The sequence below is a fragment of the Archangium lipolyticum genome (assembly GCF_024623785.1).
Classification (GTDB): Bacteria; Myxococcota; Myxococcia; order Myxococcales; family Myxococcaceae; genus Archangium; species Archangium lipolyticum.
Genome location: NZ_JANKBZ010000014.1, coordinates 1 through 13,745 on the forward strand (window position 1 = coordinate 1; position 13,745 = coordinate 13,745).

Sequence of the window (13,745 nt, forward strand, 5' to 3'; positions counted from 1 at the left end):
ACTCCACGTGCGCCGTGGAGATGGTGATGCCGCGCTCGCGCTCCTCGGGGGCCTTGTCGATCTGGTCGTACGCGAGGAACGTCGCGCCGCCCGTCTTCGCCAGCACCTTGGTGATGGCCGCCGTCAGGGACGTCTTGCCGTGGTCCACGTGACCGATGGTGCCGATGTTCACGTGCGGCTTCGTTCTTTCGAACTTTTCCTTACTCATTGCTGCTCCTCGCGAGGCCGGGTTTCCGGCCGAATCGAGAAAAGGTGCTGCGTCGTGCTCCAAACCCGCGGAAACGTCAATCTAAATCGCCCGGCCCCTCTACAAGGGACCGGTCAAATCAGCGGTTCAACGCGTCCTTCGATGCCGGCGCGTAGTGGCTGAACCGCATGGTGTAGGTGGCTCTTCCCTGGCTGCGGCTGCGCAGGTCGGTCGAGTACCCAAACATCTTGGCGAGCGGCACCTGGGCGTGGATTGCCTGCACGCCTCCCGGCCGGGGCTCCATGCCCATGATCTTCCCGCGGCGACCGTTCAGGTCGCCAATGACGTCGCCCGTGAAGTCGTCCGGGGTGACGATCTCGCAGTCCATGATGGGCTCGAGGAGCACGGGATCGGCGGTCCGCACGGCGTCCCGGAAGGCCATCGAGCCGGCGATCTTGAACGCCATCTCGTTGGAATCCACGTCGTGCATCGAGCCGTCGTAGGCCTCCACCTTCACGTCCAGCATCGGGTAGCCCGCGATGGGGCCGCTCTGCATGGCCTCCTGGACGCCCTGCCTCGCCGCGTCGATGAACTCCTTCGTCACCACCCCACCGACGATCTGGTTCTCGAAGGCGAAGCCCGCGCCGGGCTCGTTGGGCATCACCCGCAGGTTGATGTGGCCGTACATACCCTTGCCACCCGTCTGGCGGATGTACTTGCCCTCGCTCTGCACCGCCTTGGTGATCGTCTCGCGGTAGGCCACCTGGGGCTTGCCCACGTTGGCGTCCACCTTGAACTCGCGCAGGAGCCGGTCGACGATGATCTCCAGGTGCAGCTCGCCCATGCCGGCGATGATGGTCTGCCCCGTCTCCTCGTTCGTCTTCACGCGGAAGGACGGATCCTCCATCGCCAGACGCGCCAGGCTCGTGATGATCTTGTCCTGGTCCGCCGTGGACTTCGGCTCGATGGCCACGTCGATGACGGGCTCGGGGAACTCCATCCGCTCCAGGATGATGGGGTGCTTGTCGTCGCAGAGCGTGTCGCCCGTGCTGGCCAGCTTCAGGCCCACCACCGCGCAGATGTCGCCGGCGTAGACCTCCTGGACCTCGTCCTTCTTGTCCGCGCGCATCTGCACCAGGCGGCTGATGCGCTCGCGCTTGCCCTTCACCGAGTTCCACGCCGCGCCGCCCGCCTCCAGCTTCCCCGAGTACACCCGGAGGAACGTGAGCGTCTGCGACTGGAACGACGGATCATTCATGATCTTGAAGACCAGCGCGCTGAAGGGCGCCTTGTCGCTCGTCTCGCGCGTCTCGTCCTCGCCCTTGGGGCTCTTGCCGTGCACCGGCGGCACTTCCAGCGGGTTGGGCAGGTAGTCCACCACCGCGTCCAGCAGCGGCTGCACGCCCTTGTGCTTGAAGGCCGAGCCACAGAACACGGGGAAGATCCGCAGGGACAGGCAGCCCTTGCGGATGGCGGCGCGGATCTCCTCCTCGGTGAGCTCCTGGCCCTCGAGGAACTTCTCGGTGAGCGCGTCGTCCTGCTCGGCGGCCGTCTCGACGAGCTCGGCGCGGGCCGCGTCGGCCTCCTCGCGGAACTCCTCGGGGATGTCCACCACGTCGAAGCGGCTGCCCTGCTCCGAGTCGTGGAACACGAGCGCCTTCATCCGCACCAGGTCGATGACACCGCGGTGCTTCTCCTCGGCGCCCAGCGGGAGCTGCAGACGCACCGGACGCGCGCCCAGCTTCTCCTTGATGGAGTTGACGGACATCGTGAAGTCCGCGCCCACCCGGTCCATCTTGTTGATGAAGCAGATGCGGGGGACCTTGTACTTGTCCGCCTGGCGCCAGACCGTTTCGGACTGGGGCTCGACACCGTTCACGCCGTCGAAGACCGCGATGGCCCCGTCCAGCACGCGCAACGAGCGCTCCACCTCGATGGTGAAGTCCACGTGCCCCGGCGTGTCGATGATGTTGATGCGGAACTTCTGATCGCTCCGGGTCCAGAAGGCGGTGATCGCGGCCGAGGTGATCGTGATGCCGCGCTCACGCTCCTGCACCATCCAGTCCGTGGTCGTGGTGCCTTCATGCACCTCGCCCATCTTGTGGATGGCTCCCGTGTAGAACAGGATCCGTTCCGTGGTCGTGGTCTTGCCGGCATCGATGTGCGCCATGATGCCGATGTTGCGATAGCGCTCGAGCGGATACTCGCGAGGCATTTCTCCGAACCTCTCCAAGAACGGGAACGGGCGTGCTCCCCTGCCCTTCCAACCACGAACTCACGTAAACGGATGTCAAAGACCGGAAACACCCGGACGCGGGGGGCCGCATCCGGGTGCCGGGCACTGCGTCAAACCGAGGACTACCAGCGGTAGTGGGCGAAGGCCTTGTTGGCCTCGGCCATCTTGTGCGTGTCCTCGCGCTTCTTCACCGCGTTGCCACGGTTGTTGGCGGCGTCCATGATCTCGCCGGCCAGCTTCTCCATGGCCGTCTTCTCACCGCGCGCCTTCGCGTAGGTGATGATCCAGCGCATGCCCAGCGCCACGCGGCGGTCCTGACGGACCTCCACGGGAACCTGGTAGGTGGCGCCACCGACGCGGCGGCTCTTCACCTCGAGCACGGGCTTGACGTTGTCCAGGGCCTTCTTGAAGGTCTTGAGGGGATCCTCCTTCGCACGCTCCTCGATGAGGGCGAAGGCGCCGTAGCACACCCGCTCGGCGATGGACTTCTTCCCCTTGCGCATCAGGTCGTTCACGAACTTCGTGACGAGGCGGTCCTGGAACTTCGGATCGGGAAGGATCTTGCGCTTGGCTACTACGCGACGACGAGGCATTGCTTTCTATCCCTTACGCCCCGCTCCCATGCACCCGGGAGGCTCTGTTGGGGCTTCGAACTGCGTTGGCGATGTCGAGGAAGCTCCCCAGGGTGCGGGGCAAGCGACCTATGCGAATGAGACGAAGGTGATCGACCCGAATCAGCTCGGGCGCTTGGCGCCGTACTTGGAACGGCCCTGCTTGCGGCCGGCCACGCCCACGGAGTCCAGCGTGCCGCGGATGATGTGGTAGCGAACGCCGGGGAGGTCCTTCACACGGCCACCGCGGATCATCACCACCGAGTGCTCCTGGAGGTTGTGACCCACGCCGGGGATGTAGGACGTCACCTCGATCCCGTTGGTGAGGCGCACACGGGCCACCTTGCGGAGCGCCGAGTTCGGCTTCTTCGGGGTGGTGGTGTACACGCGGGTGCAGACGCCGCGCTTCTGAGGGCACTCCTTCAGAGCGGGGCTCTTGCCCTTGATGTTCAACTTCTCGCGGCCCTGACGGACCAGCTGACTGATGGTTGGCACTGAGCTTCTCTTCCTTCCCGATTGTCCCGGGCGGGTGTACCCGGGGGCGCATACAAACCTACAACTGCGCTTGAAAAAGGGCCGCGAGTATAGGGAGGGAGCACCCCGTGTCAAGCACTGCCGGCCCACGGGGTTCGAACCGTGGACTCCACCGGGGTCCATTCCTACGGTCTGTTGGCGGGCTCGCTCCTCTACTCTCCCAGCACCTAGAAGTCGAGGACCATCACGATCGCGTCCTCGGGGGGCTGCCCCTCTTCCACGTAGTAGTTCGGCCGCACGCCCACCGGGCGGAAGCCGAACGACTTGTAGAGATTGATGGCGGGCTCGTTGCTCCGGCGCACCTCCAATGTCGCCAGGCAGCACTTGCGCGCCCGCCCCTCGTCCAGGGTGGCTTCCATGAGCCTGCGGCCCACCCCCCGCCGCCGGTGCTCCGGCGCGGTGGCCACGTTGAGCACGTGCACCTCGTCATGGACGATCCAGAAGATGGAGACCCCCAGCAGGCGGCGCCCTCCCTCCGGCAGGGGCTCCTCCAGGAGGAAGATGACCGACCAGTCGTGGCTCAGCTCGCGCTGCAACAGCTCGAACGACCACGGACTGCGGAACGAGGCCTTCTCCAGCTCCATCACCGCCGGCAGGTCCTCCCGCGTCATCCTCCGGATCAGGAACGGACACGGCCTCGACTCCCTCGGACGGAACTCCTCGCGCATCCGCCTCATGGCTGAGCCTCCCGGGCGAAGGGGGCCACCCGCCGCACCCGCGCACTCGCCCTCACCTTGTCGAACTCCTCCTTCGCCAGCTGGTGGTAGCTCTCCCGGACCAGCTTCTCCTTCAGCGCCTCCCGCACCGACTCGTACGGCCCGCCCAGCGTCGCCTTGTGCTCCTCCCAGTACCGCCGCACCTCCGCCTCGCTCACCTGTGCCCGCAGGCGGATCCGGCTATCCAGGATGCGCTCGGCCCGCACTCCCCGCTCCAGCACCGCCGTCAGCTGCTCCAGGTCCGCGTCGTGCCGCGCCAGGAACGCCAGCAGCGCCGGCTCGCTCTCGAAGCGCTCGCGGAAGGACCTCAGCCGCGCATCCACCTCCGAACGCTCCGCCTGGAACGCCTGCAGCCTGTCCGCCCCCGCCACCAGCAGCCGATGGCCGATCGCCAGCTCCAGCGCCTTCTGAAGCGTCTGCTCGTCGAGTGGGGCCTCGGCCGCTCGCATGCCTCCCAGCTGCACGAGCGTCACCCGCGCCTCGAACTCCAGCTCGCTCAGGGTCAGGACCTGGTTCTCGATGACCGCCACCACCCGGTCGATGACGCGGCCCCCGGACACCGAGGGCTCCTCGGCGACAGCCTGCCCGGCCACCGCCAATGAGACCAGCACGAGCCAGCCCATCAGCCCCGTCTTCGCTCCACCCAGGCGCGGCGCTCCCATGCTCTCCCTCGTCCCTCCGGCCACTTTATACATCCGGACCGAAGGACACACGCCGTGCTGGCGCTTGCCGCACAGCTGGTTACGATCTTGCAGTTTGGAGGGCGGCAAACCCCATGGCGGACGACTACTACCAGATTCTCGGCGTGTCCCGGACGGCCTCTGCCGACGAAATCAAGAAGGCCTTCCGCAAACTCGCTCGCCAGTACCACCCCGACGTCAACCCGGGGAACAAGGCGGCCGAGGAGAAATTCAAGCAGCTCAACGCGGCCTTCGAGGTGCTCTCGGACGAGCGCAAGCGCAAGCTCTACGACGAGTTCGGCGACGAGGCTTCCAAGTTCGGCTTCGATGAGAAGAAGGCCGCGCAGTACCGGGCCTACAAGGCCGCGCAGGCGGCCGGCGGCGGCATGCCGTTCGGCGGTGGCGGCGGCGTGGACTTCGACCTGGGCGACATCCTCGGGGACATCTTCAACCGCTCGCGCGGTGGCGGTGGCGGCGGCGTGGACTTCGGAGAGATCTTCGGGCGCGCCGGGGGAGGCCGGGGGGATGGACCCACCCCGGGTGAGGACATCACGGCCAGGCTCACGCTCAGCTTCAACGAGGCCCTCACCGGCATCGAGCGCGGCATCTCCCTGCAGCGCCCCGGCCGCTGCCAGCGCTGTCAGGGCTCGGGGCACGTGGGGACGCCCACCACGTGCGCCACGTGCGGCGGCACCGGGCGCGCCCGCCGGGGCAGCGGCATCCTGGGCATGGGCGGCGCGTGCCCCTCCTGCCACGGCTCGGGCCGCTCCGCGCCCCCCTGCCCTTCCTGCCAGTCCACGGGCGTGGTGGACGAGACGGCGCGCCTCACCGTGAAGATCCCCGCCGGCGTCCAGACGGGCTCTAAAATCCGGCTGGCCGGCCAGGGCGCCGCGGGCACGCACGGCGGCCCTCCCGGGGACCTCTACATCGAGACGCAGGTGACGGAGCACCCCCTGGTGCGCCGCGAGGGGGACGACCTCTACCTGGACCTGCCCGTCACCGTGACCGAGGCCATGCTGGGCGCCGAGGTGCGCGTGCCCACCTTCCAGGGCGAGGTCACCGTCAAGGTGCCCCCGGGCTCCCAGTCGGGCCGCCGCATGCGGCTGCGCGGCCGGGGGGCTCCCTCGCTCAAGGGGGGGCCCTCGGGTGATCTCTACCTCACACTCCAGGTGAAGGTGCCCGAACACCCCTCCTCCGAGGCCCGAAAGGCCGCCGAGGCGCTCGCCAGCGCATACCAGACGGATGTCCGGGGGTCCTTGCAGTTGTGAATCGATGGCCAGCCCCTGGCCAACCAAGCTTCTTGCGTTAGCTTGCGCCGCGTCCTACACGGCGCCCAAGAACTCGCAGCACCCCTCGGAGCATCCGCATCATGGGCATCTTCGATTTCCTCGGTGGCTCCGGCCCCGAGAAGGCTCTCAAGCTCAAGTCCAAGGTGACCCAGAAGTATGGGGACCCCACGACCCGTCAGAAGGCCCTCCAGCAGCTCGGGGAGATGAAGATCCCCGAGGCCGTCAGCGTCCTGCTCCACCGCTACAACATCACCGTGGAGCCCCTCACCACGGACGCCGACGAGAAGGAGCACGTCTTCGAGCTCGTCAAGGGCTTCGGCCAGGACGCGGTGGCCCCCACCACCGAGTTCCTCCGCAAGAACGAGCAGGCCACCTCCTGGGCCCTGCGCGTGCTGGAGGCCCTCCTGCCCGAGGGCGAGGTCATCGGCATCGTCGTGGACGCGCTCGGCGCCCTGAGCACCCAGTACATGCGCAACCCCGAGAAGAAGGTCGTCCTGCTCCACTACGTCACCGGCAAGCAGGACCCGCGCATCCCCGCCGTGGTGCTGCCCCACCTCGATGACATGGCCGACGAGGTGAAGATCGCCGCCCTCAAGGCGCTCGGCCCCCTGAAGCACGAGCCGGCCCGCGAGCCCATCCTCCACGTCCTGACCGCCGGGGACTCCGGCCGCCGCGTGCAGGTGGCCGCCATCGAGGCGCTCCTGGAGAGCGGCTTCAACGTGCAGAGCCACCGCGAGAAGGTGGAGTCGGTCATCTCCGAGCCCTTCTTCGTCGACGGCTCCGGCGTGGTGAAGCGCCGCGCCTGAGCCTCGTGTCTGGCACCTGACGGGTCGGGCAGCTTGCTCCCTCCCCGTTATGTCCTCCATCGGACAGCGCAATTGTCCTGCGGTCGTCCCTGTTCCGACGGAGGGCCAGGGGAGGGTTTCCACCCCGGCTCCGGGTGGCGCAGGATCGCCTCGAGAGGTGATCGCGTCGCCCCCTGGTTGCCGAGGTAGCTCCGTGCCGAAGAAGAAGGTTCCGCATCTCGCAGAGATCGTCACCCTGCGCCCCGAGGTGAAGAAGTCCCCCCGGCGCGCCACCAAGCCCCAGCCTCCCGTCGAGGCCGAGGACGCCGAGCGCGCCCTGGTGGAGATGGCCCAGCACATCACCTCCAGCGCCGGTCCCACCGAGGCCCTGCGCTCGCAGCTGCAGATCATCCACGGGCTGATGCAGGCCAAGGCCTGCTACGTGGCGCGCTTCCTCCCCTCGCGCAACCAGCTCCATGTCGAGCACGTGCGCGGCCGCTACGACGAGCGCATCACCGCCGCCACTCCCGAGGAGGGGCTCGTGGGCCGCGCCTTCGCCGAGAAGGCCATCCTCCGTGACGAGGAGTCCGTCGCCGTGCCGCTCGAGAGCCCCCAGGGCGTCAGCGGCGTGCTGGCCCTCATCGCCCCGCGCCGCTCCGCCTCGGACTCCCTGCTGATGGCCCTGGCCGGCCAGCTCTCCGCCTCCTACGAGGTGGCCCGCCTGCGCGACGACAGCGCCCGGCGCAACAAGGACCTGCAGACGGCCATCGCAGGCCTCAAGGCCCTCGAGCAGAGCCGCGACGAGCTGCTCGGCAACGTCTCGCACGACCTGAAGAACCCCCTCACCACCATCAAGGCCTACCTGGCCATGATGGGCCGCGAGAAGCTCGGACCCATCGCCGACGCCCAGCGCCGCGCGGTCCAGGTGTGCGACCGCAGCGCGGACCGCATGCTGCGCATGGTGAATGATCTGCTGCTCATGTCCCGCCTCCAGGCCGGCAAGATGCAGCTCAACCAGCGCCCCTTCGGGCTCAAGTCCGTGGCCGAGGAGGTCGTCCGCAACCTCACGCCCCTGGCCGAGCAGTCCAAGGTGCGGCTCGACCTGCCCCCCTCCGGCGAGGTCTTCGTCCGCGGCGACCGCGAGCGCATCGCCGAGGCCATCCAGAACCTCGTGGAGGCCGGCATCCACCGCTGCGAGGAAGAGGACAGCGTGGAGCTGCGCGTCTCCGTCGATGACGGGCTCGCCCTGCTCACCGTGAAGGACTCCGGGCCGGGCATCGGCGCCGAGGACCTGGAGCACGTCTTCGATCCCTTCCACCGGCCCCAGGGCAGCCGCGGCGGTCCGGGACGCAGCCTCGGCCTGCCGCTGGTGGCGAAGATCCTCGCGCTCCATGGCGGCCGCGTGGAAGCCTCCAGCACCCTGGGTGAAGGCACCAGCTTCCAGATGGTGCTGCCCATGTTCGCCGGCGCCGTCAGCTCGCCCGACGCGGCCCAGGCGGGGCCTCGCGCCGGTGGCATCCTCCTCGTCGAGGACGACGCCGACTGCCGCGAGGTGCTCCAGCAGGTGCTCGAGCAGGAGGGGTACCGGGTCATGTCCACCTCCGGCGCCGCCGAGGCCCGCTCCATCCTCTCCCACATCCGGCCGGCCATGGTGCTGCTCGACCTGCGGCTGAGCGAGGACGATGGGCGCTCCGTGCTGCGCTTCATCCGCGGCACCGAGTCCCTCGCCGACGTGGCCGTCTACATCATCTCCGGCGCCAGCGAGGTCTCCAGCCTCGGCGCGGGCCAGGGTTTGGACCGCATCGACGGATTTTTCGAGAAACCACTGCAATTGCCACGGCTGCTGGACACCGTGGCCGCCGTGGTCCGTCCAAGCCGCCGCAACCCGGCGGTCACCTGAAAGGCACTCCCGGCGCGGTGCGTTGACAGAAGGTGCGCGGATTATCGCCGGGTTTCGCTTAGTATCCGCGCGATCCAATGAGTCCTTCCGTCTATTCCCGCTATCGGACTGCCTTCGTCGAGGCGCTCGCCCAGAACCTGGGCGTGCCCGCCTCCGAGATCGATTCGCAGATCAAGCCAGCGGACCCGGCTCATGGGGACTTCTCCTTCCCTACCTTCCCCCTGGCCAAGGCCCAGAAGAAGGCGCCACCGGCCATCGCCGCCGCGCTCGCCCAGGCCATCCAGGTGCCGGGCCTCGAGGTGGTGGCCGCCGGCCCCTACGTCAACGCGAAGTTCGCGCCGATGCCCTTCACCGGCGAGGTCATCGACACGGCGCGCGCGCAGGGCGTGCGCTACGGCGGGAGTGACGCGGGCAGCGGCAAGACGGTGGTCGTGGACTACTCGTCGCCCAACATCGCCAAGCCCATCGCCTTCCACCACATCCGCTCGACGGTCATCGGCCACGGCGTCGCCAACCTGCACCGGGCGCTCGGCTACAAGGTCGTGGGCATCAACTACCTGGGCGACTGGGGCAAGCAGTTCGGCTTGGTGGCCGTGGGCTTCCAGGAGTACGGCGTGCCCGAGCGCCGCCACGACATGGCCCACCTCGTGGAGGTGTACGTCAAGGCCAACCAGCGCGCGGAGAAGGAGCCCGCCTTCGACGAGCGCGCCCGCGACTTCTTCCGGCGCATGGAGGCCGGGGAGCCCGAGGCGCTCGCCATCTGGAAGGAGTTCCGCGAGACGTCCCTGCGCGACTTCGAGCGCATCTACGCCCGGCTCGGCATCAAGTTCGAGTACATGGAGGGCGAGAGCCGCTACCAGGACAAGATGGAGCCGATGATCGCGGAGATCGCCCGGAAGGTCGGCGTCAAGGAGTCGCAGGGCGCCACCATCGTGGACCTCCCCTACGCGGAGAACGAGCCGCCCATCCTGTTGAAGAAGAACGATGGCAGCACGCTCTACGCCACGCGCGACCTGGCGGCGGCCATCGACCGGTGGGAGCGCTTCCACTTCGAGAAGTCGCTGTACGCGGTGGCCACGGATCAGTCGCTGCACTTCCGGCAGATCTTCCGTGTGCTCGAGGCCATGGGATGCGAGTGGGCGAAGCGAATGGTGCACGTCAACTTCGGCCGCGTGCACGGCATGAGCACGCGCAAGGGCACGGTGGTGCTCCTCACCGACGTGCTCGACGAGGCCAGGGGGCGCGCCCTGGAGAAGGTCCAGGAGAACATCAAGGCGGGCCGCATCCAGACGAACGATCCGGACGGCCTGGCCGAGCAGATCGGCCTGGGCGCCATCTTCTTCGGCGACCTGAAGAACCGCCGGGCCACGGACTACACCTTCGACTGGGACGACGTGCTCGCCTTCGAAGGCCACTCCGGCCCGTACCTCCAGTACGCGCACGCACGCACCTGCAGCATCCTGCGCAAGGGCGGTGGGGCCCCGGCCTCCTACGACGCGGCGCTGCTCACCCTGCCGGAGGAGCAGGCGCTGCTGCGCGGCATCGCCCGGCTGCCGGTGGTGGTGCAGGAGGCCGCGGAGCAGTGCGAGCCGAGCTTCGTCGCGCGGTGGCTGTTGGAGCTGGGCGCTACCTTCAACAGCTACTTCACGGCGGGCAACCAGGATCGAGGCAAGCGCGTGCTGCTCGAGGACAACGAGCCCCTGAAGGCGGCACGGCTGGCCCTGACGGACGCGACGCGCGCGGCGCTGGCCGCTGGCCTGTCGCTGTTGGGAATGGCAACTCCGGAGTACATGTAGAGAGGCTCGCGTGGAGAAAGGGGGGCCGCACGTGGATACCGCCCTGGTGCAGGCAACGAATCACAGCGAGGCATTGAAGGAGGAGTTCGGCCCCATCTCCCGGGCGCTGGGCCAGCGCTACCTCGACGGGGTGCGCTTCCCCGCCGAGGCCGAGGCGGAGCTGCGTGCGCTCCACGCCAAGGGCTTCGTGGTGCACGTCATGCGCACCACGGCGTGGGTCAACTACCTCTACCTGGCCTGGGCCACGGTGCGCCGGGCCCTGCCGCCCGTGCGGGCCGTGGTGAACCTGCGTCCCTGGTTCACCCGGCCCTTCCGCAAGACGGCGCAGCGGGGTGACTTCGACGTCCGCTTCACCTACGCCCGGCGCCACGGCGGCAGCGGCCTCATCTTCCTCAAGAAGACGGCCCTGCTGAGCGCCTCGGGCAAGGACATCGAGGAGAACCCCTTCCCCGCCCTGGTGGCCATGGCGCGCAAGGGGGACCGCACCGTCTACCTGGTGCCGGAGCTCTTCGTCTGGGAGAAGCGCACCGCCCGCGCCAAGCCCAGCGTGTGGGACCACGTCTTCGGCAGCCCCGAGGCCCCCGGCTTCCTGCACTCGATGGTGGCCTTCTTCCGCAACTACCGCCGCGCGCAGTTCCGCATGGGCGAGCCCATCGATCTCAAGCGCTTCATCGAGGAGAACCCGCAGGACTCGGACGAGGTGATCGCCCGCAAGGTGCGCAGCGCGCTCAACCACCACCTGGCGCGCGAGACGCAAGCCGTCTTCGGGCCGCCGGTGAAGTCCCCCGAGCGCATCATCGAGGAGACGCTGCGCGACCGCACCCTGCGCAAGTCCCTGGACACGGTGGCCGTCGAGAGCAACCGCCGGCCCGAGAGCGTGCTGCGCCAGGCCCGGCGCAACCTGCGCGCCATCGCCGCCAAGCCCAGCCCCACCACGCTGGCCTTCGTCTCCCCCGTGCTCGGGTGGGTGTTCAACCGCATCTACGACGGCATCGAGGTGGACGAGGCGGGGCTCAACCGGGCCCTGAAGGCCGCCAGCAAGGCCCCGCTGGTGCTGTGCCCCTCGCACAAGAGCCACGTGGATTACCTGGTGATGAGCTGGATCCTCTGGAACCGCGGCTACGCGGTGCCACTGGTGGCCGCGGGCGCCAACCTGTCCTTCTGGCCGCTGGGGCCCCTGCTTCGCCGCTGCGGCGCCTTCTTCCTGCGCCGCTCCTTCAAGGACGACAAGGTGTACGCCGCCTCCTTCAAGGGCTACGTGAAGAAGCTGGCCCACGACGGCGTGCACCAGGAGTTCTTCCCCGAGGGCGGGCGCTCGCGCACCGGCAAGCTGCTGCAGCCCAAGCTGGGCATGTTCACCTGGCAGGTGGAGTCCGTGCTCGAGGGGGCTCGCAACGATCTCATCTTCGTGCCCGTGTCCATCGACTACGAGAAGGTCGTGGAGTCGAGCAGCTACTCGAAGGAGCTGGCCGGTGGCGAGAAGAAGCCCGAGGACATCAAGGCCCTGCTGAGCACCCCCAAGGTGCTGACGGCACGCTACGGCCGCATCCACCTCACCTTCGACGAGCCGCTGTCGCTGGTGGAGCTGATGAAGAGCCGCGGGCTCGATCCGGCCCAGCCCATCTCGGACGATCAGAAGAAGGGCCTGGTGCGTGCGCTGGGCAACCGGGTGATGTACGGCATCAGCAAGGTGTCCACGGTGACGCCCCACGCCCTGGTGAGCGCGGCGCTGCTGGCCCACCGCCGGCGCGGCATGACGAGCCGCGAGCTGACGGACCGCATCTCCGTCCTGCGCCGCATCGCGGCGGAGGAGAAGGCTCCGCTGTCCACCCTGCTGAAGGACTCGCCGAGCAACCCGGAGGCCATGGGCGCCATCCAGGACGCCATGCGCACCTTCTGCTCGGATGGGATGGTGCGCACGCAGAAGGCGCACGGCGAGGTCATCTACCAGGCCGAGGACGTTCGCCGCGCCGAGATGTCCTTCTACAAGAACACGCTGATGAACCTGGTGGCGGCGCGCAGCCTCGTGGCCAACGCGCTGCTGGTGGGGGCTCCGGCGCCCTTCGACGAGGTGAAGGCCCGGGCGCTGTGGCTGTCGCGGCTCTTCAAGGTGGAGTTCATCTACCGGGTGGGCGCCAGCTTCGACACCATCTTCTCGGAGGTGGTGGAGCGGCTGGTGCGGATGGGACTGGTGCTGCACCAGGGGGACACGCTGAGCGTGGCGCCCGAGCCCCATGCGCGGCCGGAGCTGGAGTTCCTGGCGGACCTGCTGCGGGACTACCTGGAGGCCTACCTGATCGCCACCCAGACGCTGCCGGAGGTGGTGACGGGCGTGGCCCAGGACCGGAAGTCCTTCGTGAAGCAGGCCATGGATCTGGGCCGGGCCGAGTACCACTCGGGGCGCATCACCGCGGCCGAGTCCCTGGCCAAGGTGACGCTGGAGAACGCCGTCGCCTACCTGCTGGACCAGCGCTACCTCGTGGAGGAGGACAAGAAGCTGAAGCTGGGGCCGGCGGCGCCCGACGCGGCGGCCTGCAAGCAGTTCGCCGAGGAGATCCGCCGCTACCTGCGCCAGCAGGCCTGAGCCCCTGCCCTACACGCTGCCAGCCTTCTCGATCACCAGGATCCGCGCCTCGCCGAGGGGATGGGCCACGTGCTCATCCCCCACCTGGGCGTGGAAGACGTCCCCGGCGCGCAGCGGGATGATCCGCACCTGGCCCTCCTGCTTCACGTGCATGTCCACGGCCCCATCGAGGACGGCGAACACCTCCTCGCCCTCGTTGACGTGCCACTCGTAGGGCGCGTTGGTCCAGTGTAGACGCACCGAGATGCCGTTCAGCTCGGTGATGTCCTGGGCGCCCCAGGGCCGCTCGGCACGGAAGTCCCTGCTCCGAAAGTGTCGCATCCCCTACTCGCTCCTTACCGCACCCATCACGGCCGGTCAGGCCCACACCACCCCGTACGTCCTCGCCTGCGTTCATAACCGGGACGCACGCCGTCAGCCGGGCATT

At 68.4% G+C, this 13,745-nt stretch carries 12 protein-coding genes; 5 read left to right on the forward strand and 7 right to left on the reverse strand.

The window, feature by feature from the left end; genetic code table 11:
- The 6 genes from NR810_RS27345 to NR810_RS27370 all read right to left on the reverse strand — a co-directional run.
- Window positions 1-208: GTP-binding protein (locus NR810_RS27345; RefSeq protein WP_257456735.1), on the reverse strand; the 208-nt coding region annotated here is incomplete at its 3' end.
- A 118-nt stretch (window positions 209-326) separates the two neighbouring features.
- Window positions 327-2,402 (reverse strand): elongation factor G, encoded by a 2,076-nt coding sequence (fusA, locus tag NR810_RS27350; RefSeq protein WP_257456747.1) that lies wholly within the window; start codon window positions 2,400-2,402, stop codon window positions 327-329.
- Between the two features lie 143 nt (window positions 2,403-2,545).
- Complete coding sequence (rpsG, locus tag NR810_RS27355; RefSeq protein WP_043408972.1) at window positions 2,546-3,016, reverse strand: 30S ribosomal protein S7; 471 nt, start codon at window positions 3,014-3,016, stop codon at window positions 2,546-2,548.
- A gap of 141 nt (window positions 3,017-3,157) precedes the next feature.
- The gene (gene rpsL / locus NR810_RS27360) at window positions 3,158-3,529 is read right to left on the reverse strand and encodes a 30S ribosomal protein S12 (RefSeq protein ID WP_095986884.1); all 372 of its coding nucleotides are present in this window, start codon (window positions 3,527-3,529) and stop codon (window positions 3,158-3,160) included.
- 206 nt (window positions 3,530-3,735) lie between these two features.
- Window positions 3,736-4,245 (reverse strand): ribosomal protein S18-alanine N-acetyltransferase, encoded by a 510-nt coding sequence (rimI, locus tag NR810_RS27365; protein ID WP_257456774.1) that lies wholly within the window; start codon window positions 4,243-4,245, stop codon window positions 3,736-3,738.
- A complete protein-coding gene (locus tag NR810_RS27370; RefSeq protein ID WP_257456777.1) occupies window positions 4,242-4,946 on the reverse strand; it encodes a hypothetical protein in 705 nt (234 codons plus the stop codon). The genes rimI and NR810_RS27370 overlap by 4 nt, the downstream gene beginning before the upstream one ends.
- 113 nt (window positions 4,947-5,059) lie before the next feature.
- Between NR810_RS27370 and NR810_RS27375 the strand changes: the two genes are divergently transcribed.
- The 5 genes from NR810_RS27375 (at window position 5,060) to NR810_RS27395 (ending at window position 13,318) form a co-directional block, all read left to right on the forward strand.
- Complete coding sequence (locus tag NR810_RS27375) at window positions 5,060-6,232, forward strand: DnaJ C-terminal domain-containing protein (protein WP_257456789.1); 1,173 nt, start codon at window positions 5,060-5,062, stop codon at window positions 6,230-6,232.
- A 101-nt stretch (window positions 6,233-6,333) separates the two neighbouring features.
- Window positions 6,334-7,059 carry a HEAT repeat domain-containing protein gene (locus NR810_RS27380; RefSeq protein WP_257456791.1) on the forward strand — a complete coding sequence of 242 codons (726 nt, stop codon included), beginning with the start codon at window positions 6,334-6,336 and terminating at the stop codon, window positions 7,057-7,059.
- Window positions 7,060-7,252: 193 nt separating this feature from the next.
- The gene (locus tag NR810_RS27385) at window positions 7,253-8,938 is read left to right on the forward strand and encodes a hybrid sensor histidine kinase/response regulator (RefSeq protein WP_257456793.1); all 1,686 of its coding nucleotides are present in this window, start codon (window positions 7,253-7,255) and stop codon (window positions 8,936-8,938) included.
- Window positions 8,939-9,015: 77 nt separating this feature from the next.
- Window positions 9,016-10,734: an arginine--tRNA ligase gene (gene argS, locus NR810_RS27390; RefSeq protein ID WP_257456796.1), complete on the forward strand. Its 1,719-nt coding sequence runs from the start codon at window positions 9,016-9,018 to the stop codon at window positions 10,732-10,734.
- A gap of 31 nt (window positions 10,735-10,765) precedes the next feature.
- Window positions 10,766-13,318 (forward strand): 1-acyl-sn-glycerol-3-phosphate acyltransferase, encoded by a 2,553-nt coding sequence (locus tag NR810_RS27395; RefSeq protein WP_257456799.1) that lies wholly within the window; start codon window positions 10,766-10,768, stop codon window positions 13,316-13,318.
- A 9-nt stretch (window positions 13,319-13,327) separates the two neighbouring features.
- Here the strand turns inward: NR810_RS27395 and NR810_RS27400 are convergent, their stop codons facing one another.
- Window positions 13,328-13,639, reverse strand: a complete 312-nt coding sequence (locus NR810_RS27400) for a cupin (protein WP_257456802.1) — start codon at window positions 13,637-13,639, stop codon at window positions 13,328-13,330.
- Between the last annotated feature and the right edge of the window lie 106 nt (window positions 13,640-13,745).

What these genes read in the sequence shown, in the direction of transcription:
- fusA (WP_257456747.1), bottom strand. Translation starts at nt 2,402, where the DNA reads ATGCCTCGCGAGTATCCGCTCGAGCGCTATCGCAACATCGGCATCATG.
- rimI (WP_257456774.1), bottom strand. Translation starts at nt 4,245, where the DNA reads ATGAGGCGGATGCGCGAGGAGTTCCGTCCGAGGGAGTCGAGGCCGTGT.
- NR810_RS27400 (WP_257456802.1), bottom strand. Translation starts at nt 13,639, where the DNA reads ATGCGACACTTTCGGAGCAGGGACTTCCGTGCCGAGCGGCCCTGGGGC.
- NR810_RS27375 (WP_257456789.1), top strand. Translation starts at nt 5,060, where the DNA reads ATGGCGGACGACTACTACCAGATTCTCGGCGTGTCCCGGACGGCCTCT.
- NR810_RS27370 (WP_257456777.1), bottom strand. Translation starts at nt 4,946, where the DNA reads ATGGGAGCGCCGCGCCTGGGTGGAGCGAAGACGGGGCTGATGGGCTGG.
- argS (WP_257456796.1), top strand. Translation starts at nt 9,016, where the DNA reads ATGAGTCCTTCCGTCTATTCCCGCTATCGGACTGCCTTCGTCGAGGCG.
- rpsG (WP_043408972.1), bottom strand. Translation starts at nt 3,016, where the DNA reads ATGCCTCGTCGTCGCGTAGTAGCCAAGCGCAAGATCCTTCCCGATCCG.
- NR810_RS27380 (WP_257456791.1), top strand. Translation starts at nt 6,334, where the DNA reads ATGGGCATCTTCGATTTCCTCGGTGGCTCCGGCCCCGAGAAGGCTCTC.